19 protein-coding genes and 1 pseudogene are annotated in these 24,449 nt (G+C 37.4%); 19 read left to right on the plus strand and 1 reads right to left on the minus strand.

Going from position 1 to position 24,449, the window contains the following annotated elements; translation table 11 throughout:
• Window positions 1–52: 52 nt before the first annotated feature.
• A pseudogene (locus SPEA_RS22690) lies at window positions 53–406 on the plus strand (four helix bundle protein).
• A 124-nt stretch (window positions 407–530) separates the two neighbouring features.
• Here the strand turns inward: SPEA_RS22690 and SPEA_RS07285 are convergent.
• Window positions 531–2,036: a peptide MFS transporter gene (locus tag SPEA_RS07285; protein WP_012154645.1), complete on the minus strand. Its 1,506-nt coding sequence runs from the start codon at window positions 2,034–2,036 to the stop codon at window positions 531–533.
• Window positions 2,037–2,480: 444 nt separating this feature from the next.
• Here SPEA_RS07285 and rfaH point away from each other — a divergent pair, with 444 nt between their 5' ends.
• The 18 genes from rfaH (at window position 2,481) to SPEA_RS07375 (ending at window position 24,448) form a co-directional block, all read left to right on the plus strand.
• Window positions 2,481–3,002: a transcription/translation regulatory transformer protein RfaH gene (gene rfaH / locus SPEA_RS07290; protein ID WP_012154646.1), complete on the plus strand. Its 522-nt coding sequence runs from the start codon at window positions 2,481–2,483 to the stop codon at window positions 3,000–3,002.
• A 1,489-nt stretch (window positions 3,003–4,491) separates the two neighbouring features.
• A complete protein-coding gene (locus tag SPEA_RS07295; protein WP_012154647.1) occupies window positions 4,492–7,287 on the plus strand; it encodes an SLBB domain-containing protein in 2,796 nt (931 codons plus the stop codon).
• A gap of 90 nt (window positions 7,288–7,377) precedes the next feature.
• Complete coding sequence (locus SPEA_RS07300) at window positions 7,378–7,737, plus strand: four helix bundle protein (RefSeq protein ID WP_012154648.1); 360 nt, start codon at window positions 7,378–7,380, stop codon at window positions 7,735–7,737.
• 99 nt (window positions 7,738–7,836) lie between these two features.
• Entirely contained in the window at window positions 7,837–8,814 is a 978-nt protein-coding gene (locus tag SPEA_RS07305) for a Wzz/FepE/Etk N-terminal domain-containing protein (RefSeq protein ID WP_012154649.1), read from the plus strand.
• Window positions 8,815–9,057: 243 nt separating this feature from the next.
• The gene (gene rfbB / locus SPEA_RS07310) at window positions 9,058–10,155 is read left to right on the plus strand and encodes a dTDP-glucose 4,6-dehydratase (RefSeq protein ID WP_012154650.1); all 1,098 of its coding nucleotides are present in this window, start codon (window positions 9,058–9,060) and stop codon (window positions 10,153–10,155) included.
• Complete coding sequence (gene rfbA / locus SPEA_RS07315) at window positions 10,155–11,027, plus strand: glucose-1-phosphate thymidylyltransferase RfbA (RefSeq protein WP_012154651.1); 873 nt, start codon at window positions 10,155–10,157, stop codon at window positions 11,025–11,027. The genes rfbB and rfbA overlap by 1 nt, the downstream gene beginning before the upstream one ends.
• Window positions 11,024–11,422 carry a sugar 3,4-ketoisomerase gene (locus SPEA_RS07320; protein ID WP_012154652.1) on the plus strand — a complete coding sequence of 133 codons (399 nt, stop codon included), beginning with the start codon at window positions 11,024–11,026 and terminating at the stop codon, window positions 11,420–11,422. Before rfbA ends, SPEA_RS07320 begins: the two co-directional genes overlap by 4 nt.
• Window positions 11,407–11,865: a GNAT family N-acetyltransferase gene (locus SPEA_RS07325; RefSeq protein WP_012154653.1), complete on the plus strand. Its 459-nt coding sequence runs from the start codon at window positions 11,407–11,409 to the stop codon at window positions 11,863–11,865. Before SPEA_RS07320 ends, SPEA_RS07325 begins: the two co-directional genes overlap by 16 nt.
• A gap of 1 nt (window position 11,866) precedes the next feature.
• A complete protein-coding gene (locus SPEA_RS07330) occupies window positions 11,867–12,793 on the plus strand; it encodes a hypothetical protein (protein WP_012154654.1) in 927 nt (308 codons plus the stop codon).
• Window positions 12,790–13,905: a DegT/DnrJ/EryC1/StrS family aminotransferase gene (locus SPEA_RS07335; RefSeq protein WP_012154655.1), complete on the plus strand. Its 1,116-nt coding sequence runs from the start codon at window positions 12,790–12,792 to the stop codon at window positions 13,903–13,905. The genes SPEA_RS07330 and SPEA_RS07335 overlap by 4 nt, the downstream gene beginning before the upstream one ends.
• 12 nt (window positions 13,906–13,917) lie before the next feature.
• A complete protein-coding gene (locus SPEA_RS07340) occupies window positions 13,918–16,890 on the plus strand; it encodes a PEP/pyruvate-binding domain-containing protein (RefSeq protein ID WP_012154656.1) in 2,973 nt (990 codons plus the stop codon).
• Window positions 16,887–17,516 (plus strand): gamma-glutamyl-gamma-aminobutyrate hydrolase family protein, encoded by a 630-nt coding sequence (locus tag SPEA_RS07345; RefSeq protein ID WP_012154657.1) that lies wholly within the window; start codon window positions 16,887–16,889, stop codon window positions 17,514–17,516. The genes SPEA_RS07340 and SPEA_RS07345 overlap by 4 nt, the downstream gene beginning before the upstream one ends.
• Window positions 17,513–18,304 carry a phosphocholine cytidylyltransferase family protein gene (locus tag SPEA_RS07350; RefSeq protein ID WP_012154658.1) on the plus strand — a complete coding sequence of 264 codons (792 nt, stop codon included), beginning with the start codon at window positions 17,513–17,515 and terminating at the stop codon, window positions 18,302–18,304. Before SPEA_RS07345 ends, SPEA_RS07350 begins: the two co-directional genes overlap by 4 nt.
• The gene (locus tag SPEA_RS07355; protein ID WP_041410876.1) at window positions 18,294–19,586 is read left to right on the plus strand and encodes a CDP-glycerol glycerophosphotransferase family protein; all 1,293 of its coding nucleotides are present in this window, start codon (window positions 18,294–18,296) and stop codon (window positions 19,584–19,586) included. Before SPEA_RS07350 ends, SPEA_RS07355 begins: the two co-directional genes overlap by 11 nt.
• Before the next feature lie 11 nt (window positions 19,587–19,597).
• Entirely contained in the window at window positions 19,598–21,046 is a 1,449-nt protein-coding gene (locus SPEA_RS07360; protein ID WP_012154660.1) for a lipopolysaccharide biosynthesis protein, read from the plus strand.
• 107 nt (window positions 21,047–21,153) lie between these two features.
• Window positions 21,154–22,224, plus strand: coding sequence for a glycosyltransferase (locus SPEA_RS22390; protein WP_012154661.1), 1,071 nt, complete (start codon window positions 21,154–21,156; stop codon window positions 22,222–22,224).
• Window positions 22,225–22,284: 60 nt separating this feature from the next.
• Window positions 22,285–23,508, plus strand: coding sequence for a hypothetical protein (locus SPEA_RS07370; RefSeq protein WP_041410877.1), 1,224 nt, complete (start codon window positions 22,285–22,287; stop codon window positions 23,506–23,508).
• Window positions 23,498–24,448 carry a glycosyltransferase family 2 protein gene (locus tag SPEA_RS07375; RefSeq protein WP_012154663.1) on the plus strand — a complete coding sequence of 317 codons (951 nt, stop codon included), beginning with the start codon at window positions 23,498–23,500 and terminating at the stop codon, window positions 24,446–24,448. The genes SPEA_RS07370 and SPEA_RS07375 overlap by 11 nt, the downstream gene beginning before the upstream one ends.
• The last annotated feature ends 1 nt before the right edge of the window (window position 24,449 follow it).

Raw genomic sequence — 24,449 nt, forward strand, 5'->3', positions numbered from 1 at the left:
CTAGGAAGAGCTTTATAGATTGTACTCGTTTTGTTTATTCAAGGATGAATGTATGAAAACTCTAACTTTTGAGAACTTAGATGTTTGGAAGAGAACGTCAAGACTTAGCTGCGATATTTACCATTTATTTTAAGGCTGTAATGATTTCGGTTTTAAAGATCAAATAACCCGTGCGGCTCTTTCAATTCCGTCAAATATCGCTGAAGGTGAAGAAAGGCAAACGTCTAAAGAGTCTGCTCGTTTTCTATAATATTCAAAGGGCTCTGCAGGCGAGTTGGTTACTCAACTATATATCGCAATTGAAGTTGGGCTCGTGAATAAGAATGAGGCAATAAAGTTAATTGATGGAGCTAAGCAGATATCATCAATGCTAGCGGCCCTCATTTTAATTCGAAAAAGACTGTGAAGATCTTGAACTAATTCTCCCTTAAACAAAAAATGCTTCGTATTACTACGAAGCATTTTATTGTATTGCTAGAACCTAGAACCTAGAACCTAGAACCTAGAACCTAGAACCTAGAACCTAGAACCTATCTTCTAATAGCTTCATGCTCTGCAGTAATAGCGATTTCTTCTGTCAAAGCTTCTTCTTCAGTATGCGGGCCACCTTCAGCGCCATGCATCCAGTCAACAAGCTTGTCAGCAAGGAAGTAAAGAACAACACCAGAAATTGCAGCTACAATCGCGATACCTGCGAAGATAGACATTGCATTAGCAAGTTGCTCTTCTTTAGCGCCACTGTGACCAATCATAGAGCCCACAACACCGGCAACAAAGTTAGCTGCGGCGATGAATAGGAACCATGCGCCCATCATTAACGATGCAATACGCAGTGGAGCAAGCTTGGTCACCATAGATAGACCAATAGGTGATAGACATAATTCACCCATTGTATGGAAGAAGTATGCACCCACTAACCACCACATGCTTGATTTAGCACTAGCGTCACCGTCCATTTGTAAAACGGCACCGATCATGAATAGGAAACCAATACCTAGTAGTACTAGACCTAGTGCAAATTTCACTGGAGAGTTTGGTTCATTTTTGCCTAAACGGATCCAGATAGAGGCAATCACAGGAGCAAATAAAACAATAAAGATAGCGTTTAAAGATTGGAAGTAAGTGGTTGGGACTTCCCAGCCGCCAATCATACGATCAGTAAAGTCGTTAGTGAATAGGTTCATCAGGCCGCCGGCCTGTTCAAAACCTGCCCAGAATATGATGGTAAACAGACCCATAACCATAATCACTTTAATGCGATCGCGTTCAATCTTAGTTAAAGGTTCTTTACGCACTTGACCAGATTCAGCAGCTTTCTGCTTTTCTAGTTTTGCAGCAGGAACGGTACCGATATCGCCAAGTAATTTTTGAGCAAATACAAATTGAATGATTAGCGAAAGAATCATACCAATACCAGCACAGAAGAAACCTGCCTGCCAGTTATTGATGAAAACTTCTTTACCGTCAACGATAGCGCTATGACCAAAGTTAGTATAAGCCCAGGCTACTACAAAACCAGATAATGCCGCGCCTAAGTTAATACCCATGTAGAAGATAGTGAATGCGCCGTCACGACGGTGATCACCTTCTTCATATAAGTCACCTACCATGGTTGAGATGTTTGGCTTGAAAAGACCATTACCAATGATCAGGGTACCTAAACCAATGTAGAATACCATGGTTGCAGAGCCTGGAACCCACTCATGTGGAGCAGCTAACAAGAACTGACCAGCAGCCATCAATGCGCCACCGATATAAATCGATTTACGTTGGCCCAAAATATTATCGGCTAACCAACCGCCGAAAAGTGGCGTAAGGTAAACTAGCGCGGTAAATGTTCCGTATAGCGAAAGGGCATCAGCCTGTGTCCAACCAAGACCACCACCACCTTGATTACTGACTTGGTCTACTAGATAAAGCACCAAGATCGCGCGCATTGCGTAATAACTAAAACGTTCCCATAACTCTGTTGTAAACAACAGGAATAGTCCCGTTGGATGCCCGAGCATCGTCCCCTTGGGTTTTGCTGCGTTCATGTATTGTTCCACCTTCGCTTGTGATTGCCTGCAGTTCAATGATCACTACAGAAATTTGATTTACTTAAATTATTACAGCTTTGAATGCACACAATCAGTTAAGAGTGTTAAATCTAGCGTGATTTTGTAATCCAATAAGCTGTTTTATTGTGGGCTTGTATTCTAGTTTTTATCATTTGGCGTTAAAAATAGCGTCAAATGCGATAAAGCCTACCTTATATACCCTTTATAGACGGCTAAAGTCAATTTTGAAAAAGTAACTGTCGACTTAATGACCACTTAAGACTTGCCTACTGAGTGGGTGGTTGGAAATGAGACTTCTAATCTCTGCTTTGGTCTGTCACCACTTCCAATTAAGGCAACAAATTTGTTAGTATTCGTGCGGTGAATGGGAAGTCCCGACTGTGTAAGTGCAGTTGTTGAATTTAAAGATGAGAGAGTGAAATGAAGGCTTGGTATCTATTATATTGCAAGTCTCGAGGCGAGTCCCGAGCGCAGCAAAACCTGGCTCTTCAGCAGATTGATACCTATCTGCCTACCTACCCAGAAGAAAAGTTAGTAAAAGGACAATCTACAGTAAGGCGAGTCTTGCTGTTCCCTAGTTATTTATTTGTTCATTTCGACCCCGAAATTACTAGCGTAGCTAAGATCCATAACACCAGAGGTGTGATCAGGATCGTTGGCTGTAAAGAACTCATGACGCCTATCGATGACAGTATTATTCACGCCATTAAAATGCGTGAACATAGATTGATGTCAGAACTTTCCCCCATAGAGGCAGCGCCAACAATCGAGCCAGAGATGGAACGAGGAGATAAAGTGTGCTTTACCGAAGGGCCATTTGCAGAACTCGAAGGGATCTTCGATGAGGCTAATGGTGAGAAGCGTTGCTTTGTTCTGTTTGACCTAATGGGTAAGCAACAGCGAGTTGCAATAAAGAAAGACTCAATAAAACCGGTTAAATAGCAGTAATGCTTGTTCAGTTTAAGCTTAACGAATTCGGTGTGCGAATCTTACTATCTATTGTGTAAGATATTTGCCATGGCGCATTATTATCGTGAAAGTTTTTTGGTGGTTATTTGATAGATAATCCTGGTTTTTATCTGTTTACTTGAGTCGTGAGGCTTGTGCTTAAACGATCAGAAAAATCAAACGTTTTTGGATGAATAGAGCGAATAATCTAACGGCATAGGGCTCAGACGACGAGATAAACCGCAGACGAAAATGTTGTTCGTTTGAGGCCATAAGTCGCAAAAGCTTAATTAGTAAAGTTCACAACTGTGTAAAGAATCGGCAACTGAATCTAGCTAAGGGTTAGAGTTACTGCTCAAGTGAAGCCATTAGTGTATAATTCCGCGCTGCTTGAGTCGGAGTTGTAGGTATACTCAGTTGTTATCTTGTAGTTGAAATATTAGTTACACGGTAATTACGTAGAGCTTAATGTACGTAATCGTCTCACGGCACGAGAGGTACCGTCAGTTGCTAAGGCTGAGGAGTACTGTAGCCTGAGTAGAAAATGAACATGAAATAAGAGTAGTAGCAAGCCTAGTACATAAACTGCTGAGTAACAAATAGCCAAAGTTAAAGTAAGCAGAATTTTAGCAAGCAGCAGAGTAACAAAGTTAATTTAAGTTAGGCGCACGAGCTGAATTTAACTTAAATTAATTTGAAAATGACACAAAATCAGACATATCCGCAACGCGGATGGGCACTTTGGAAGCCGCAATCCATGGGCGGTAGCGTGTCTGAAAGCTAAGAAGAGCGCTGCGCTTCTAGATCCTAGGACGTTCGCAGGCTCACTTAATAGGACGCTTTGCTGCTAGGAAAGGCAAAAGAAAGATCAACAGAAAATACTATTTGGCTTTTGATGTTGTGATTTTCCTAGGTTCTAGAACCTAGGATCTATCTTTTACCTAGGACCTTCTTTAAGTAGGTTGGGCTTTAGCCCATCAGCACATGTTACAAAATCAAAAGAATTGACGGCATAAATGCCGACCTACAATGATTCTTACGCTTTTCCTAGGATCTCAAACCTAGGATCTATCTTTTACCTAGTACCTTCTTTAAGTAGGTTGGGCTTTAGCCCATCAGCACTTGTTACAAAATCAAAATAATCGACGGCATAAATGCCGACCTACAATGATTAACACGCTTTCCTAGGACCTAGAACCTAGAAGGAGCAACGCGACGCTCTCGCAGTGACATTCAATTGATACAAACAGTCACGTCCTAGCAGCGCAGCGTCCTTCTTTGTTTACCGTAAGCGAAGCGTTCTGTATGACATTCATTTAGACAAACAGTCACGTGCCGTGAGGCCGTAGGCCGTTCGTCTTAGCTTTAAGATTTTGCTTTTCCTAGGACCTCGAACCTAGGATCTTTTATTTAAACCTAGGACCTAGGACCTGTCTTTCACCTAGGACCTTTTCTGATTTTAACCCTCTCTCGGAGATTACTGGTGCTTAACAAGACTAAAAAATTCATCATTGCTGGTATGTCAGCGCTGATATTGCTATCAGGGCAGGCGAGTGCTATCACGCCTTCTCCACAAATGATGGAACAATTTAAAAATCTTCCAGCATCTGAGCAGCAACGCTTAGCTAAACAGTATGGTATCGATCCTTCAATGCTTGGCGGTGGCAGTAGCTCACAGCCACAGCTTGAAAATCCAAACTTAGTTAATCAACGCGCCCAGTACGACGAGAATGGTCAGTTAATTCAAACAGATCAGTTTGGTAATCCAGTTGATGCATTTGGCAAACCGCTAAAGGATAAGTCCGATGAGCAACTTAAGTTCGAAGAAGATGCAGCTAAAAAAGAGTTAAAGCGTTTTGGCTATGACTTGTTTGCAGGCGAACCAACCACTTTTGCGCCAGTATCAGATGTCCCAGTACCGAGCGAATATTTAGTCGGCCCTGGCGACAACATAAAAGTACAGCTTTTTGGCAAAGACAATAAAGAGTACGACCTTGTTATTAATCGTGAAGGTGTAATCCAATTTCCAGAGCTTGGTCCAATCACTGTTGCAGGGTTAACCTTTAGCGAACTGCGCGAAACCTTATCAGAGCGTATCAATCAGCAGATGATTGGTATTCAGTCAAATATCACCATGGGTGAATTACGCTCAATCCGTATTTTTGTTGCGGGTGATGCCTACAAACCTGGTTCTTACACAGTATCTAGCCTTTCTACTATCACCCAAGCTTTGTTTGTAGCTGGTGGTGTAAACGAAATCGGTTCGCTACGAAATATTCAAGTCAAACGTAACGGCAAGCTAGTCGGTAGTATGGACTTATATGATCTGCTACTTCGTGGTGATGCTTCTGGCGATATCAATTTACGTTCTGGCGATGTGGTATTTATCCCTGCTGTAGGCGGCTTAGTCAGCGTAACTGGTGAAGTACGTCGCCCAGCCATCTATGAGCTTAAAAAGCATGAAACAATGGCGCAAGTCATTGAGATGGCAGCAGGCATAAAGCCTGGTGCTTATCCAAGACGCAGCAGCGTTGAACGTTTTAATGCAAATAGCCTTAAGACGATTCTAAATGTTGATTTAACTACTCAAGCTGGTAAAGCGACTAAAGCTGTTGCTGGCGATGTTATCCGTGTTAAAAGCGCGACAACGCAATATGAAGATGCAATCACTGTAGTGGGCGCCGTTGTAAGACCAGGTAAATACCAGTGGTATCAAGGGCAGAAAGTCAGTGATTTGGTGCCTTCAATTTGGGGCGACTTATCAGTGTCGGCCGACCTTGAATACGCAATCATCGTACGTGAAATCAATAAGCAAGGTGACATTCAGGTTTATCAATTCTCTCCAGCAAAAGCTATTAACGGTAAGGTCGCTTCACAAGACTTAACTTTGCAGGCTCGAGATAAAGTTATCTTCTTTAACTTTAGCGACCTAACTCAAAACCGTTATGAGCTAAATAAGCTAGTAAAAGATCGAGTTCAGAAGGTTCAGTCATTAGCGGGCAATTCATTAATTGGTAACGATCTGTTTGAAGCTGGGTTTTCACAATTAAACCAGAAAAAGTTTGCCGATCGCTCAGAACTAGGTGGCGTGGCCATTAACAGTCAAGGCGTAGAGCAAGACCCAACAGCCAAAGCGATAAAAGGCGAAGTCAACAAGATGTTGGTTAACCTGTTTGAAGACAGTGACCTAATCAAGCTAAGTGGTGAGATGAATCGTGGTGAATTACTTTACCCCATCATTATGAAGCTCAATAGCCAAGGGCGTGCAGGTAACGGTGTTGCCGCTGTTGCAGTTAACGGCCGAGTGAATAATCCAGGCATCTACCCACTAACAGTTAATGCACGTATTAAAGACCTGATCACTGCTGCTGGCGGACTGGAAGAAGGTGCCTATACGCCGCGTGCAGAATTAACCAGTACCTATACAACGGTTGATGGTTCAGCGATTAAGCATACCAATATTGCTTTAGAAGCTGCACTGCAAGGTGACGAAACCCAGAATATTGCAATCAAAGGTCGTGATATTTTAACCGTGATGACAACACCAGACTGGCAAGAGAATAAGTCGGTTGAAATTCGCGGTGAAGTTAAGTTCCCTGGTACCTACAACATTCGCCGTGGTGAAACCCTAGCCGATGTATTAAAGCGTGCTGGTGGTTTTACCGAATATGCCTATTTACCTTCTTCTGTATTTGTGCGCGAATCTGTGCGTCAACAAGAGCAGTTAGAGATTAAAAAGTTGGCAGACCAACTACGCCGTGATATCGCCACTCGTGGTGTATCAAAAGACGGTAATGTTGTTAATTATACCGACGCTCAATTGATGTTAACCGACTTGGAAACAATCCAAGCGGTAGGGCGTTTGGTAGTTGATTTATCAGCTATATCTGTTGGTATTAAGCAGGCAGACCTCCAGCTAGAAGATCAAGACGTACTCTATATTCCATCAACTAAGCAGACTATTGCGGTTATGGGCGAAGTACAGCACGCAGCAACCCATAGATTTAAAGAAGGTCAAACTCTCGACCAATACTTAGCCATGTCAGGTGGTGCAAGAGAACGCGCCGATGATGACAGAACCTATGTGATAAAGGCAGACGGTTCAGTAATGCTACCAAACCGTTCTATCTGGTTCAGTAATGAGTCAAGCCTACAGCCAGGCGACACCATCATTGTGCCACTCGATACCGAGTACAAAGACAACCTAACACTTTGGACGCAAGTCACCAGTATCATCTACAACACAGCAGTAGCATTCGCCACAGTCGCAAATCTTTAAAAATAAGGTTTGAGGAACAGCAGGTCCTAGGTCCTAAAACCTGGGCTTTAAAAGCAGCAGCCTAAACCTAATAGCCAAGGATGGTGTTCGGTGAAATTATTTGCATTTCAAGATTTGGAAGTATGGAAGCGGGCAAGTCGTTTAGCTTGCGAGATATACAAAGAGCTGAATACTTGCCGCGATTTCGGTTTAAAAGACCAAATTACCCGAGCCGCGGTTTCGATTGCCTCTAATATTGCAGAGGGTGAAGAGAGGGAATCTAAGGCCGAGTCAGCAAGATTTCTTTACTTCGCAAAAGGCTCTTCAGGTGAGCTTGCAACTCAAATTTACATCGCCATAGAAATAGGCGTAATCGAAAAGCAAATTGGCTTGAAGCTAATTAAAGAAGCTAGAGAAATTTCAGCAATGTTAGGTGCTTTGATAAAGATTAGAAAAGGCTGTGTTAGATAAACTTCAGCTGATTACAATATCAAACCTAACATCTAATTTTAAATTACATGCGGAACCTGCACCTAGGAACTAGAACCTAGGACCTAGGACCTTTATATAATGAATAAGCAAGTACAACAAAATCACACAGACGCACAGTTTCCGCATATGAACCCCGTTCATAATCCGGTCGAAGATGAAATCGATCTTCGCGAACTCTTTTCAGTCATCTGGCAGGGCAAATGGCTAATCATTGCCATCACAGCTATTTTCGCTATTGGCTCCGTTATCTTCGCCCTAATGCAGCCAAATACCTATAAATCTGAGGCCTTACTTGCACCAGCAAGTGAAGAGCAAGGTGGTGGACTAAGCGCATTAGCAGGTCAGTTTGGGGGGCTTGCAAGCATGGCAGGCATAAACCTTGGCGGTGGTGGTGGTGTTGATAAGACTCAAATGGCTATAGAGGTGATGAAATCACGCCAATTCGCAAGTCAATTCATCCAAAGCCACAATATCTTGCCGGAGCTTATGGCTGCAGATAAGTGGGATATGGCAACTGATGCGCTTGTTTATGACAGCGAGCTTTATAACCCGCAAACTAAAACTTGGTTGCGTGAAGTAAAAGCGCCATTCAAGCCAGAACCTTCAATGCAAGAAGCATTTAAAGAGTTCACTAAAGTTATAGCGGTTAATTCTGCAAAAGATACTGGCATGGTCACAATCTCAGTTGAACATCTATCACCTAGCGTTGCACAGCAGTGGGTGACTTGGTTAGTCGAAGATATTAACAAGGTGATGAAAGAGCGAGATGTTACAGAAGCTCATCGCAGTAGTGAGTTTTTGGAAACTCAAATCGCTAAAACCAACGTAGCTGACATTCGTACTATTCTCTATCAACTTATTGAAGAGCAAACCAAGACTATTATGTTTGCTGAAGTACGCGACGAATATGTATTTAAAACGATTGATCCAGCTTTAGTTCCTGAAGAAAAAGCTGGCCCTAAGCGTGCGTTGATATGCGTCTTAGGTACCATGCTTGGTGGCATGCTAGCCGTAATGATTGTCCTAATAAGACATTTTGTAAGGAAAGAAGATTAGGGCTCTTTCTCTTATAGTTTCTAGCAGCGAAGCGCTCTAGCATTCTAGAGTCTTCTTTGAAACTTAAACCTAAGGCTTCAAGGGAAGGCGCGCATTTAAGTGAATATGAGCGACTGTCTCTAAATGGATTTAAAGTGTCTCAGCTTGGTTCTACAGGCTGAGATTGGAAAGTGTGATTATTCAATTCACAACGTCTAAATTGAACTTGTTTTTAGACAAGTAATACATCTTGGAAACATAAAAATGAAAATTTTAGTCACAGGTGGAGCTGGTTTCATCGGCTCTGCAGTCGTGCGTCATATCATCAATAATACACAAGATAGTGTTATCAATGTCGATAAATTAACTTACGCTGGTAACCTCGAATCTTTATCAAGCATTGAGTCAAATGAACGTTATGTCTTCGAACAAGTTGATATTTGTGACCGCGCCGAATTAGACCGAGTTTTCGCACAATGCCAACCCAATGCTGTTATGCATTTAGCTGCAGAATCTCATGTTGATCGTTCTATCACCGGTCCCGCTGATTTCATCCAGACGAATATCGTCGGCACCTATACGCTTCTTGAAGCAACAAGAGCGTATTGGAACACATTGTCAAAAGGTGCTAAGCAAGCATTTCGTTTCCATCATATATCAACCGATGAAGTCTATGGCGATTTACCGCACCCTGACGAAGTCGAAAGTGGAAAAGAGTTACCGTTATTTACAGAAACGACAGCATACGAACCTTCAAGCCCTTACTCTGCATCTAAGGCTAGTTCTGATCATCTTGTTCGTGCTTGGTTAAGAACTTATGGCTTACCAACGATAGTAACCAACTGTTCAAATAACTATGGTCCATACCACTTCCCTGAAAAGCTTATTCCATTAGTTATTTTAAATGCATTAGAAGGAAAACCACTACCTATCTACGGTAAAGGCGATCAAATTCGAGATTGGTTATATGTTGAAGACCACGCTAGAGCACTTTATAAAGTCGTTACAGAGGGGCTTGTAGGCGAAACATACAATATCGGTGGTCATAACGAAAAACAGAACTTAGAAGTCGTTCAAACCATTTGTTCAATCTTGGATTTTTTAGTTCCAAAGGAAACTAAGTATAGCCAACAAATTACTTATGTAACTGATAGACCGGGACATGACAGACGGTATGCGATAGATTCAAGTAAAATGCAACGTGAACTCGGATGGACGCCAGTAGAAACTTTTGAAACCGGCCTTAGAAAGACTATTGAATGGTATTTGACTAATAAAGAGTGGTGTCAACACGTGCAAGATGGAAGTTACCAGCGTGAACGTCTAGGTGTAGAGTCAATGACTACAAAGGAAAAAGTGTAATGAAAGGTTTAGTATTAGCGGGAGGCAGTGGCACACGTTTATATCCCATCACAATGGGAATATCTAAACAATTGTTGCCAGTATACGACAAACCGATGATTTACTATCCGATCTCAGTATTAATGTTGGCTGGTATTCGCGAGATCTTAATCATTACTACGCCAGAGGATAATGCAAGTTTTAAAAGATTATTAGGAGATGGTAGTCAGTTTGGTATTGAAATTGAGTATGCAATTCAACATAGTCCTGATGGTTTAGCACAAGCCTTTATTATTGGTGAAGAGTTTATCGGAGAAGACTCTGTTTGTTTAGTCCTTGGTGATAATATTTTTTATGGTCAAGGCTTTTCGCCAATGCTTATTGACGCTTCAAAAAAAGAAGTCGGGGCTACAGTATTTGGCTATAAAGTAAAAGATCCAGAACGTTTTGGTGTTGTTGATTTCAACACAGATATGAAAGCAGTATCGATTGAAGAAAAACCCGCAAAGCCAAAATCAAATTACGCTGTAACAGGTTTATACTTCTATGATAATCAAGTTGTAAATATTGCCAAAACAATTAAACCTTCTGAGCGCGGAGAGTTGGAAATAACTTCTATTAACCAAGTTTACTTAGAAAAAGGTGAATTGAATGTTGAGTTATTAGGAAGGGGCTTCGCTTGGTTGGATACTGGAACTTATGAAAGTTTATTAGAGGCGGGACAGTTTGTAGCGACTGTTGAGCACCGTCAAGGGAATAAAATAGCTTGTCTTGAAGAGATTGCATTAAATAATAATTGGTTGAACACTAAACAGGTTATAGCCCTTGCTGACCCTTTAAGAAAAAATAGCTATGGTCAATATCTACTGGACTTGTGCAGGAATGAATTATGAGTTTAATAAAAACAATACAATTTAATAAGTTCGGTGATGAACGAGGGAGCTTGGTCTCACTAGAAAGTTTTGAGAATATTCCTTTCGATATCAAACGAGTTTATTACCTTTATGGGATGAGTAGTCATTTGCCTCGAGGTTTTCATGCACATAAAGAACTAGTTCAGGTAGCGGTTTGTGTTAAAGGGTCTTGCTCAATTTTAATGGATGATGGCAAAAGTAAAGATTCTATAAAATTAGACGATCCCAGTCTAGGATTATTAATTGATGCTATGCAATGGCATGAAATGAGCGGTTTTTCTGAAGACTGCGTATTAATGGTTTTGGCTAGTGAAAATTATAATGAAGCTGATTATATTCGAAATTATAAGGATTATTTATGTTTGATGGAATAATATCTTTTGTAGAATATGATGAACTATTCTTGGATAAGTCATGGCTTTGGTTAAATGATCCAGAAATTAAAGAATTGACATTAACCCCTAATTTCACCAAAAAACAACAGCAAACATTCTTTGATAATCTTTCTGAACGAGAAGATTATAAAATTTGGGGAGTAAAGCATGATGGTTATGCTATTGGTGTTGTAGGCTTAAAAAATATAACAGAATATGATGTGGAATATTTTGGTTATATAGGTGAAAAGCAATATTGGGACAGAGGTATGTTTAAATATCTCTTTAAACATATATTGGAAGAATGTCTGCTGTTGAATTTATCAACTATTTACCTTCATGTTTCGTCAAATAATAAACGTGCGATAAAAGCCTATGTTAATAAAGGGTTTTATGAAGTTGAAACATTAAACGAAATTATGAAATTGGAATTTAAGTTATAACATGATTACAAATAATGAACTTACATCATTAAAAAACATCAATGAAGGACAATCTGTTAAAAGTGAAATCCTTTATTCATCTCGAAAGTTTAATTTCTTTAATAGAAATAAATGCGATTATGTCTATACACATTTTGACTCTAAAATGTCAATGTTCTTCGGTGTAAAGGACAATGTGCTTATAGCTCCTTTTAGCGCGCCTTTTGCTCTTCCTCGATATGTAACAGATTTTGTTAAATATAGTCATGTTTACGATTTTTTTGAAGCGTTAAAAAATGATATTGAAGAATCGAATATTGAAAAGGTAAAGTTAACTATTCCTCCTGGATTTTACAATGAAAATATTATTTCAAAAATGTCTCATAGTTTAAATTCGTTAGGTTTTGAATTGCTATATAAAGATTTAAACTCTCATATTTCGCTGAAAAATGAACCATTCGAAAACTTACCTTCTAAATGTAGAAACAAAATACGCGCTAGTGAAAAGCATAATAACAGCATTGTTCATGCAGTTACATTAGAAGAAAAAGAACGTGCATATAATATAATAAAAGAAAATAGAGTGTTAAAAGGATACCCTCTTAGATTGAGTTGGGAACAAGTTAAGGACACAATCACTAACGTAGCTAAGGCAGAGTTTTTTATTTCAGTGACAAATGACGTTGATTCGGCTGCTGCGATGATTTTTGAAGTGAGTGATAATGTTGCTCAGGTTATATATTGGGGGGCAAACCAGTCCGGCGAAAAAAGTCATTCAATGTATTACTTACCATTCAAGGTAATTGAATATTACAAATCAAGAGGATTTGATTATTTAGATATTGGCCCTAGTAGTGAAGAAGGAGTTATCAATGCAGGACTTAATGAATATAAACAAATGATAGGCTGTATCAATACTTTGAAAGAAACATGGGTATACAATAAATGATTGATTTTTTAAACCTTAAAGACATTAATGCTCGATATGCAAAAGATTTAAAAGAAGCTTGCTCTAGGGTTATTGACTCTGGCTGGTACGTGTTAGGTAATGAAGTAAGTGAATTTGAAAAAGAGTTCTCTAATTATTGTCAGACAAAGTATTGTTTGGGAGTTGCCAATGGACTGGATGCCTTAATATTAATTATTCGAGCTTACATTGAGTTAGGCGTTTTCAAAAAAGGCGACGAAATTATTGTGCCTTCAAATACCTATATAGCATCCATTTTAGCCATTTCAGAAAATGGCTTGACTCCTGTTTTAGTCGAGCCAGACATAGATACTTTTAATTTAGACCCCAAAGGTATTGAGGTTGCTATAACCCCTAAAACCAAAGCCATTTTAACGGTACATTTGTATGGACAAGTTACTGGGATGGACGAAATCAATTCAATTGCTAAAAAGTATGACTTGAAGGTTATTGAAGATTGTGCACAGGCTCACGGCGCTTTGTATACTAATAAAAAAAGCGAAGTCAAGAAAGTCGGTTGCTTAGGTGACGCCGCAGGATTCAGCTTTTATCCAGGTAAAAATTTAGGAGCATTGGGAGATGCCGGAGCAATAACTACGAGTGATACTGAACTTGCAAATACTATCGCTGCTCTGCGAAACTACGGTTCTCATGAAAAGTACATGAACCTTTATAAAGGGGTTAACAGTAGATTGGATGAAATTCAAGCCGCTATGTTACGCGTTAAGTTGCGTTATTTGGACAGAGAAATCGTTGCTAGAAAGGCTGTTGCTGATGCGTACTTAAAGGGAATATATAATCCGCTTATTAAATTGCCTATGGTAGAACAGCCTGATTCTCACGTTTGGCATTTGTTCGTTATTACAACTAACGAACGCGAAAAATTATCTAAATACCTGACTGATAATAAAATACAGTCGTTAATTCATTATCCGATACCTCCACATAAGCAAGAAGCATATAAAGAGCTTAATAATTATAACTTTCCAATTTCAGAAAAGATTCATGAGCAGGTAATTAGTATTCCTATTAGTTCAGCAATAACAAATGAACAAATTAATAGGGTTATAGAAACTCTTAATAATTTCAAGTGATTAGAGGCGAGTATGCAATTGTTTTTATTGGGTGCTGGGCGTCCTGCAAATGGCAATAAACCATCAGCTTTAAAGTCCATAGCAAGAAATACTAAAGCTATGGACTGGCAGCTTCATGGCTTTGAAACTGTAATAAATTCGAACGATATTCATTTTCTTGGCGGATACCATGTCGATGAAGTTAAAGATTGTTATCCAAATTTGAATATTTCTATAATTCCAGACTGGGAGAATAAGAGTGTTCTTCAAACTTTATTAAATGCTCCATTTAACCATAGTTCAGTTTTCGTTACTTATTCTGATACGGTCTTTAGAAAAAGCACTATTGATAAGATTTGTAATCTTGAAGCAGATGTTGTCTTTGGAGTAGACTTTAATTGGAAAGACCGTTTTGATTCACGTTCTCAAAAAGATATTGATTCCGCAGAAGTATTAACCTTGAATGGCCAAGAAGTTGAGTTTACCGGATTGGTTAAATTTAGTTCAAGAGCCGCTCTTATCATTTCTGAGTTAAAAGAACATAAAATAAATGGTAATTTAATCGATCTTATATGGTTGTTACGCGATAATGGCTTGAAAGTAGTTCATTATGATGTTGGCAATAATTGGGCTGAATTCAACTCTCAGGATGATATCGCACATTTTATCCTAGGAACGAAGGCCGAAACACTCGCTAGACTTGAGCCTGTAGTTAGGAAAAGTCATATTGGAAGGCAAATTAGCTTTTCAACTCGAGAATGGCTTGATAATAAGCAATCAATTATTGAGTTAATTTGTAAGGAATTTGAAGGACAGAAGCTAGTTGTTCGCAGTAGTTCAAAGGGTGAAGATAATTGGTTTTCTTCAAATGCAGGTGGTTTTGAGAGTCTATTAAATGTCAATGTCAATAGTGACGATATCATAGAGGCTGTTGAAACAGTAATAGAATCTTACGGTACAAAAAGAGCCGGTGATGATCAAGTTTTGGTCCAAGAGTTTTTAAGTGATGTTAAACTCTCCGGAGTAATTTTTACCTGTGGGCTAGAATCAGGATCGCCATACTATCGGTTCAACTTTGATGATAAAACATCTTCAACTGAATCTGTAACCGCAGGAATACAAGCAGATTTAAGAACAGTTCTTGTCAGTAAAATTAAATCTGGCGGTCTTTTTACCGTTGCGCCTGAATTGAAGCCAGTTTTGGAAGCTGTACAAGAATTAGAGCAATTGCTTAATTATGACAAGTTAGATATTGAGTTTGCCATTGATGAATCGAATATAGTACATATATTTCAAATTAGGCCCGTGACAGTTAATCATGTTGGCTTAGAAGTCGATGTTAAGGATGTGGAACAGTATTTAAAAGAATCTGTGAGTAGATTCAAAACACAACAACATGCAGTTTCTTCTATTTATGGCGACAGAACTTTGTTTGCTAATATGCCAGACTGGAATCCTGCTGAAATAATTGGAACGAGACCGAAACCTTTTGCATTCAGTCTCTACAGGCAATTGATAACAAATGATATATGGGCGCAACAGCGTGCTGAATTTGGTTATCGTGATGTTCGTCCATATCCATTATTAGTTTCCTTTTCTGGACAACCATATGTAGACGCTAGAGCTAGTTTAAACTCATTCATTCCTAAAGCACTTTCAGAAAACTGTGCGGAAAGAATAGCGAAAGCTTACATTAGTATACTTGCAAGTAACCCCCATTATCATGATAAAATCGAATTTGAGGTTGCGTTTACGATTTGGACTCCTGATTTTGTAGATGAGGCTTCGAAACGCTTAATTCCGTACGGCGTAACTCAACAGGATATAGAAGAATTAGAAGTAGCATTGAAATTGATAACATCTAATGCTTTAGTAAGGCTTTCGGATGATATCAAGTCAATCAATAAGATTACATGTGCCAGCTTGAATGATTTACAAAAAAATATCGTTCCTTTAGATAAAGCATATAATCTTCTTTATGATTGTAAAAGATATGGTACGTTAGCATTTGCACATGCAGCAAGGGCTGGTTTTGTTGCGACTACGTTCTTAAAGTCTTTAGTTTCAACAAACGTATTCACAGATGTTCGTAGATTAGAATTCCTGAAAAGTTTTGATACAGTTGCGGGGATATTTGAAAAAGATAAATATAAATTTTATTGTGGTGAATTATCTCTTGAAAATGTAGTAAGTAAATATGGGCATTTACGGCCTGGTACTTATGAAATAACAACAAACGCGTACTGGGAAAATCCACAGAAGTATATTGTATCCAATATTGATGGTAATGAACCTTCCGAAGAAATAGAATTTATTTTAACAGAAGAGGAATTAAAAGGTATATCAGGTCTACTGTTAGAGCTTGGTACTAATATTTCACCAGTTGATTTTATTCGTTATTTAAAAGAGGCTACACAAGCGCGGGAGTTCGTAAAATTTGAGTTTACTAAAAATTTAAGCAAAGCGCTAGATATGTGCGTTTTGTTTGGTATGGCAGCTGGTATTAGTAGGGATGACCTATCTTTCTTAGAGTTTAGTGACTTAGAGCAGTTAAAACTTAATACCGTATCATTAGAGACTGTTAAGTCTTTAATTAAAAGAAGGAAGCAAGAATATAGTATCACATGCTCAATAGAATTACCTTCTTTGATAAAATCTGAATTTGATTTTTATAGTTTTGAACGATTTGCATCGCAACCTAATTTTGTAACAATTGGTAAAGCAGAAGGAACTCTTAAGATCCTCGATAATGAGACGGCTGATGCTTTGAAGGGAGTTATTGTAATGATTCCTCAGGCTGATCCTGGTTATGATTGGTTATTTGGTCATGAAATCGGTGGGTTAATAACAAAATATGGAGGAGCAAACTCTCATATGGCTATTAGGGCTGCCGAGATTGGTTTGCCTGCTGCAATAGGGGTTGGTGAAAAGTTGTATGAAAAAATTACAATGATGAAGAGAGTTGAGCTTGACTGTGCTAATCAAACTATTAGAGAAGTAGAATGAAACTTGTAGGCGTTACGCAGCGAGTTGATAATATTGAGCATTATTTTGAGCGAAGAGATTGTTTAGATCAAAGATGGTCAGACTTCTTTAATCGACTAGGCTATTTAGTAATCCCACTTCCTAATATAGCTAAAGAGCGAGTTTCAAAACTTTGTGATAAGTTACAACTTGACGCTATTCTCTTGAGTGGAGGGAATTCTATAGCTGAATTAAACCCATCTGCAAAAGATTCGGCTCCAGAAAGAGATGAATTTGAAAAAGAAATAGTCAACTATGCGATTCAAAACAATATTCCTCTAGTAGGTGTTTGTAGAGGGATGCAGCTTCTTAATATTCATTTAGGTGGAAGTCTATGTGCACTTGACGGACATATTGCCACCAGACACGCTATAGAATCTCCAGAAAATAATCAATTATTTAATCGTATAGTGAATAGTTATCATGCTTGGGGTATTAGGCCTCAAGACTTAGCTTTGTCTTTAAATCCATTGGCATACGACGATAAAGGAAACGTTGAGGCATTTTATTCTACATCAGAAAAGCAGCTTGGTTTGATGTGGCACCCTGAAAGAGAAGAACAATTTAATCAGTTCGATATTCAAATCATAAGTGAGTTTTTAAAATGACAAAAGTACTAATTTTAGCGGCTGGGCAAGGCTCTCGGCTTCGTCCTATAACCAATGACAGACCGAAGTGTTTAGTACCTTTACTAGGAAAGTCTTTATTACAAAGGCAGACGGACGTGTTAAAGAGTGCAGGTTTAAATAATATCCATATAGCAACAGGCTATAGGGCAGATCAGATTGAAAAGCTTGGGTATGAAACTTCTTTTAATCCATTATTCGATCAAACAAACATGGTTGAGTCATTATTTTCTGCACAGTCGTTTATCGAAGGTGAGGAAGATTTAGTTATTGCATACGGTGATATAGTGTATCAGAAAGATAATCTTGATAAACTATTAAGCTCTAACGACGAAATTGCTTTAATGATAGATAGAGAGTGGAGAGCATTTTGGTCATTGCGCTTAGAAAACCCACTTGATGATGCGGAAACATTAAAGTTAGATAGCTCTGATTTTGTAGTAGAGCTTGGTAAGAAAACAGAGTCATATGATGATGTGCAAGGTCAATATACAGGTCTAATTAAAATACGTGGAGATAAGGTAAGTGACTTTATTTCGTTCTACAACTCGCTTGATAGAAGTAGAAATTATGACGGGCAAAATTTTATTAACATGTATATGACTAGTTTCCTCCAGATGATGATTGATTCTGGTTGGAAAGCGAGAGCTATATTGGTCAATAATGGCTGGTTAGAAATAGATACAGTTGAAGATCTTGAACTGTACGAGAATATGCATAATAGCGGTCGTTTATCTCATTTCTACAAGTATGACTCTAATGATTCGTAAGTATTTAAAAAGTATTTCTTGGCTTAGGATTCTAGTTATTAAATGTCGAAGGGTTTCCTATTACTTTCGTGTCAAATTTCTTATTAGGTTAGCAAAGTTATATCAAGAAAGAGAAATTAAGAGGATTCAGAATAATACTATAGAAGGTAAGAAAATAAATGTTGTTTTTTTAGTTTTGTATCGGAGTATTTGGAAGGTAGACCTAGTTTTCAAAGAGATGATGAAGGATGAACGGTATAATCCGTGCATCGTTGTTATACCAAGAACTAACACGGTAGACCCTCTATCGGAAGCTAAAGAAACGTACGAATATTTCAAAAGTAAAGGCTATAAAACTAAGCTTGCATATCAAGATGGTAAATGGCAAGACTTAGAGTTGGTTAATAAAATAGATTTGGTTTTTTTTAGCATCCCTTATAAAAACACTGAAGATAAGTATTTAATAAACTCTCTTTATAGGAAAGTGTGTTGTTACGTTCCATATTTTGAACAAATAGATAAAGATTATGACGTTCATTTTAATGGGCTTACTGAGAATCTGTGTTGGAAAATATTTCAAATCAATAAAATTCACAAAGATATCGCAGCGAAGTTTTCTTATAATAAAGGTATGAATATAGATGTCGTAGGCTATACTGCTACCGAGCCTTTATATAATGACTCCATAGTAGAAAGTAATCCGTGGAAGTGTAAGAATCTTAAAAAAATCATTATAGCTCCACATCATAGTATCGATAAAAATACAGATCTAAGTAACGCTACGTTCTTAGAAACATACAAAACTTTACAATTGCTACCTAAATTATATGAAAATTATGCGTGTTTCGCCTTTAAACCCCATCCTTTATTAAAAGAGAAGTTATATGAGCACCCAGAGTGGGGGATAGAGAGAACAAATAAATATTGGAAGTTTTGGGAAGAACAGCATAATACGCAAATTGAAAATGCTGGTTACATCGACCTATTTAAATCTTCTGATGCAATGATTCATGACTGTTCATCTTTTATTATTGAGTACTTATATGTAAATAAACCCTGCTTGTATCTGAACCCTAATGTTAGAAATCAGTTGAATGCTTATGGAGTGATAGGCTTTGATGCAATAACAAAGTCCTACTGTAATAATGATATTATCGATTTTGTTGAAAAAGTTATTTCAGGAGTTGCAGATGCGCCTCAATATGAACAAAATGTTAGCTTGATACCTCAGGCGTCTCCATCAAAGAGTGTTATGCGCATATTAAATTCAGAGCTTTTTAAGATAAAAGATAACGAAATATAGATTGGTAGAAAATGTCACTTAAAAGCAAAGCCCTTTATGGCGTAGCTTGGAGTATATTTGATAAACTTGTTAATCATTTGGGGAGTTTTCTACTCCTTATATACTTATCGAGGGTATTAACTCCGTCAGATTTTGGTTTGATTGCTATGCTTGCCGTTTTTTTGGCGGTGGCTCAATCTCTTACGGATTCAGGTTTCTCGCAAGCATTGATTCAGAAAAGCAATAGTGCTACTGAAGATGATTTTTCTACAGTTTTTTATGTAAATTTAATATTATCTTCTTCTTTATATTTGTTGCTTTATATCTCGGCCCCTACTATAGCAGACTTTTATAGTAGTCCGGTTTTAGTTGACTTATCACGTATACTTTTTATTATAGTTATTATCGATGCCATAGCCTTGGTTCCTCGCTCTAAGTTAGCTATAGTTCTTGATTTTAAAACTCTTGGTTTAGTGAATAGTGTTTCTACAATAATTAGTGCTTTAGTCGCCATTATTATGGTTAATAGTGGGTTGGGATATTGGTCTCTTGTTGGACTGAGTTTAACTAAATCAATAATAACATCTTTATTGTTAGTAATAGTTACTCGATGGTGTCCGAAACTTAAATTCTCAAGAGTATCCTTTTCAAGCTTATTTTCTTTCAGTTCAAACTTATTGATTGCGGGTACGGTAGCGAGAATTGTTCAAAATTTGTATGCCGTTATGATTGGTCGGTATTTTAATGCAACTCAAGCCGGTTATTTTCAGCAAGCATTTAGTTATACTGAAATGCTTTCATCTGCTGTAACTTCTGTCACGCAAGGGGTAAGTTATCCTTTGATGACTTCAATCAAGGATGATAGAGATCGATTGATCGGAATTTACAAGAAAGTGATGGGGGTTATAACATTTGTAGCATTTCCAGTTTTTATAGGATTCGCGGCAGTCGCTGAAGAGTTTGTCTTAATTTTATTAGGTGAGAAGTGGAAAGAAGTAATTCCTATTTTGATGGTTATGTCTTTATCTCGCTTATTCACTCCGATAAGTAGCTTGAATTTAGGTATTCTAAATGCAAGTGGCCGTTCAGATTTATTTCTTAAAACGGACTTAAGTAAGGTCCCTATGGTTGTTGGAGCGTTATTTATCGCTATTCCTTATGGGATTTTTTGGGTAGCTTGCGCGCACCTCACGACTACTTTCATTTCCTTTTTTATCAATGCATATTACCCGGGTAAAATGTTTGGATTTGGAGCTTTGAAGCAAATAAAGCAAATGTTGCCTATAGCAGGTATTTCAGTAGTAATGTTTTTTAGCATATACTTTATTAAGTTCGACAACTTATTGTTTCAATTCATAATTAAAATTATTGTCGGTATCTTCATCTTCGTGCTCTTTTGTTTAATATTCAAACCGGCCGCATTCATAGATATTAGGTCTTTATTAGGTGGAGGAAACAAATCTGGGAGAGGTTTAGTGTAATAATAGTTTGAAGTAGTCTAAATTTTAAACAAGTTTATATTTGTAAATTAAATTTTCTTTGTGAATTTTAGTTAAGAACAGATTTTAGTTTAGAGATAGGTTTAATTATGAAAATATTGTTTATACAAAACTCTATGGATGCCGGTGGAGTTTCAAAAGTTAACGCCATTTTAGCTAACGAGTTTATACGGAAAAATTACAAGGTAGAATTTTTATCTTTTAAGAAATCTAGCGACAGTAGGTTTCATGTTCATAGCTTTAACTTCAAAAAATATAAAGTCTTAGAATTGTTTGTCTCTTTTTTTAAGCTTATGTTCTTCTTAAGCGGTAATAAGTATGATTTAATTATTTCATCTTCCGATTTAATTTCTCTACCTGTCTGTTTGGCAAACTCATTTTATAAAAATAGGTTGATTGTTAATAGTCACACTAATGTTGTAGAACATTTGAAATCCGCTTCGACTGGAAAGGTTTTGCTATACCGGTTTTGCGGATTAGCTCACAGGTACGCAACGGTTGTTGCGAATGTTTCTTCTGGAGCTGTTTTGGCATCTCAAGACTTTTACAAAAATATAAATATTATTGAGTTGCATAATCCAGTTGAACCTTTGGTTGAAAGAAAAATTAGTGAATTGAAGCATGAGTGGTTTGAGAATAACCGAGTTATTGTAGCGTGTGGCAGATTAACAAAAAGCAAGAACTACGAATTAATGATAGACGTTATGAAGTTGGTAGCCACTAGATTATCAGATGTACGTTTAATTATTCTTGGTGATGGTGAGCTATACGAGTCTTTAAGTTTTAAGGTAAAGGAATTAAAATTAGAAAACTATGTATGCTTGCTAGGAAAGGTTAATAATCCTGTTGATTATATGAGCAGTAGCGAGTTTTTATTACATACATCTTTTTATGAAGGTTCTCCAGCTGTTCTTTTGGAGGCAATGTCTGCGGGAATTCCTGCTGTAACAACCAGATTTAAGTCTGGGGCTGAAGAGATTATAGGTAATGATGTTTATGGTATAATTTCCAACTCCTTTAAGGCAGATGATGTTTTTGATTCTATTTTGAAAATGCTAGAAAGGGAAAAACTACCTAAGTCATTCTACCAAAATAGTGTTAAGCAATACTCCCCGGTTGCATGTTGCAATAGTTATCTTAATTCTGTTGGCTTGTCGTGATTGGTTTCTATCGCTTTAATCTTCTGAGTTTCTGTTGTTTGACTATTAATGGTTTTTGACATGTTATTTAAAGCTTTAGTGTTTCTTTTTCTGATGTACAACATTAAGTTTACATTTTTAAGCGGTATTGGCTCTTCTTACATTGCTTTATTATTTCTTTTGGTTCTAGTGATTCTTCGTGGAAAACTAGTGAACTTGGAACTTTTAGCTTTAGGTGCTGCTACTGGGTTATGCTTTCTTTCTATCAGCATGTTTTCATTACTTCATCCATCTTCAGACTTTGGTTTGATAAAGTTCTCTATTATTGCTTTTATCTCAATAGCTATCAGTGGAGCTGTGTTCAAAAGTTTTTTTTATTCTAGGCCAATTGAATTGTTTGGGGTTTTTGGGCTTGCAGGTTTAATTAATGCTTTTTTGATTATATTAATGTCACTATCTTCAACTTTTCAGGATTTATATTTATCACTTCTGATCGTCGAGGCGGAAGAGTTATATGGTGATGGTATTTCTGATGGTTTCTTTTCCCTTAGAATGGTCGGTAGTACCGGGTTTGCAACTTATTCAACTGCTTTTACGCAGTGTGTTTGTGTATTTTCTTATTATATTTATGTAAGTTATTGCTCTAGTGTGAATAACACAAAGATTAGTGTTTATAACTATCTGGCTATGACGGTAGTTCTCATATCTGCTGTAATAGCTGCTAGGACAGCATTTGTTGGTATTGCCATTCTTTTTGTAATGATGATGTTCGATGTAAAAAATAGAAGAGGGAATCTTTTATTTTTGTTTGTTTGTGTCTTAATATTTACCGTGATCATTAGTGTTGTATCCTTTTATTTTTCTTCTGAGCGAACCGATTTTTTCGTTAATTGGGTGACTGAGGTTTTTTATAAAGGTTTACAAGTTGGCTCTGTTCAAAAAATGGGCGGGATGTTTCATTTTTCTTATTATGATTTTTCTATATTAGGTGAGTCCAAATTAAACAATCCCGCTGGTGGGTATTACATGGGAGTTGATATTGGATATTTGAGGGTTCTTTTTTCAGCTGGTTATTTTGGAACTTTATTAATAGCTTTGTTGTTTATTACTTCCGTAAGGATTTATAACTTTGACCGAATATATATTGTTTATACATTTTTTCTGTTTGCTATTATTTTAGTTTTTATGATTAAAGGGCTTATTATCTTTGATGCCTTTTATATTTTGTTATATGTTGGCTTGATGAGTCATGCTTTTAAAGCACTTAGTGCTACTGGTTTTAGGAGAGGACACCTTGAGAGTTAATAACCGTCCGTTAGTTTCTGTTGTTTTACTTAGTTATAATTCAAGTAGTACTATACTTGATACATTAAATAGTGTTGTAAATCAATCTTACGGTGCTTGTAATATTGAATTAATAATTAGCGATGATTGTTCTCAAGATGATTCAGTTATAGTTATTTCTAAGTGGTTGGAAAGTAATAAAGATTCATTTTTTTGTTGTCATACCTTTTTTAATAAAATCAATTTAGGCGTATGTGCTAATACAAACCAGGCTTGGGCTAGTGTTTCAGCTTCTTGGGTTAAAACGATAGCGGCCGACGATATACTGTTTAAAGATTCTATCAAAATTTTCTCGACAAAAGCCTGTTTAGTAGATTCAAATGTAGCTTGTATTTTCTCAAATGTTAGAAGGTTTCGGGAAGATGTTCTTTTCGATTCCATTGACAGAACGTGGCTAAATAGTGTTTTTGACAAAGGGGCTTCATTTGTTTATAGAGCTTTACTTACCAAAAATTTTTTAGATGCTCCTGGAAGTTTTATTAGATATTCTGCTCTAAAGAGTATCGGATTTGTTGATGTAGAGAACAGGTTCGTTGAAGATTACCCTCTTTGGTTAAGATTGTCAGCGAACGGTTATTCTTTTCAGTTTATAGATAACGAATTAGTTTATTATCGCGTCGGTAATGGAGTCTCAACAAGCACAGACGCTTTAATTAACAAAAACATCCTCCCTGAGGTTAGGGAAATCCTGATAAAATCAGCAAGTAACAATTTGAAAAAGAGTGACTATTTGTATTGGGTTGTTAGGTTCGACTGTTTTATTACAAGAATCATAATGTTGTTGGCTCAGAATTTGTTTGATAACAAAAGGAGCTTTATAAGTGTTAACTTGTTGAGGTTAGTTAAAGTTTTTTACATTCGACCTGTTTTTCATATGTTCAAATTTTGGATGGTAAAGTAAA

It is taken from the genome of Shewanella pealeana ATCC 700345 (genome assembly GCF_000018285.1).
Taxonomy (GTDB): Bacteria; Pseudomonadota; Gammaproteobacteria; order Enterobacterales; family Shewanellaceae; genus Shewanella; species Shewanella pealeana.

Excerpts from the sequence above, each read along its gene's own strand:
- SPEA_RS07330 (WP_012154654.1), top strand. The coding sequence starts at position 11,867 with ATGATTACAAATAATGAACTTACATCATTAAAAAACATCAATGAAGGA.
- SPEA_RS07345 (WP_012154657.1), top strand. The coding sequence starts at position 16,887 with ATGAAACTTGTAGGCGTTACGCAGCGAGTTGATAATATTGAGCATTAT.
- rfbA (WP_012154651.1), top strand. The coding sequence starts at position 10,155 with ATGAAAGGTTTAGTATTAGCGGGAGGCAGTGGCACACGTTTATATCCC.
- rfaH (WP_012154646.1), top strand. The coding sequence starts at position 2,481 with ATGAAGGCTTGGTATCTATTATATTGCAAGTCTCGAGGCGAGTCCCGA.
- SPEA_RS07340 (WP_012154656.1), top strand. The coding sequence starts at position 13,918 with ATGCAATTGTTTTTATTGGGTGCTGGGCGTCCTGCAAATGGCAATAAA.
- SPEA_RS07325 (WP_012154653.1), top strand. The coding sequence starts at position 11,407 with ATGTTTGATGGAATAATATCTTTTGTAGAATATGATGAACTATTCTTG.
- SPEA_RS07370 (WP_041410877.1), top strand. The coding sequence starts at position 22,285 with ATGTTATTTAAAGCTTTAGTGTTTCTTTTTCTGATGTACAACATTAAG.
- rfbB (WP_012154650.1), top strand. The coding sequence starts at position 9,058 with ATGAAAATTTTAGTCACAGGTGGAGCTGGTTTCATCGGCTCTGCAGTC.
- SPEA_RS07350 (WP_012154658.1), top strand. The coding sequence starts at position 17,513 with ATGACAAAAGTACTAATTTTAGCGGCTGGGCAAGGCTCTCGGCTTCGT.
- SPEA_RS07335 (WP_012154655.1), top strand. The coding sequence starts at position 12,790 with ATGATTGATTTTTTAAACCTTAAAGACATTAATGCTCGATATGCAAAA.
- SPEA_RS07355 (WP_041410876.1), top strand. The coding sequence starts at position 18,294 with ATGATTCGTAAGTATTTAAAAAGTATTTCTTGGCTTAGGATTCTAGTT.
- SPEA_RS22390 (WP_012154661.1), top strand. The coding sequence starts at position 21,154 with ATGAAAATATTGTTTATACAAAACTCTATGGATGCCGGTGGAGTTTCA.
- SPEA_RS07285 (WP_012154645.1), bottom strand. The coding sequence starts at position 2,036 with ATGAACGCAGCAAAACCCAAGGGGACGATGCTCGGGCATCCAACGGGA.
- SPEA_RS07305 (WP_012154649.1), top strand. The coding sequence starts at position 7,837 with ATGAATAAGCAAGTACAACAAAATCACACAGACGCACAGTTTCCGCAT.
- SPEA_RS07320 (WP_012154652.1), top strand. The coding sequence starts at position 11,024 with ATGAGTTTAATAAAAACAATACAATTTAATAAGTTCGGTGATGAACGA.
- SPEA_RS07360 (WP_012154660.1), top strand. The coding sequence starts at position 19,598 with ATGTCACTTAAAAGCAAAGCCCTTTATGGCGTAGCTTGGAGTATATTT.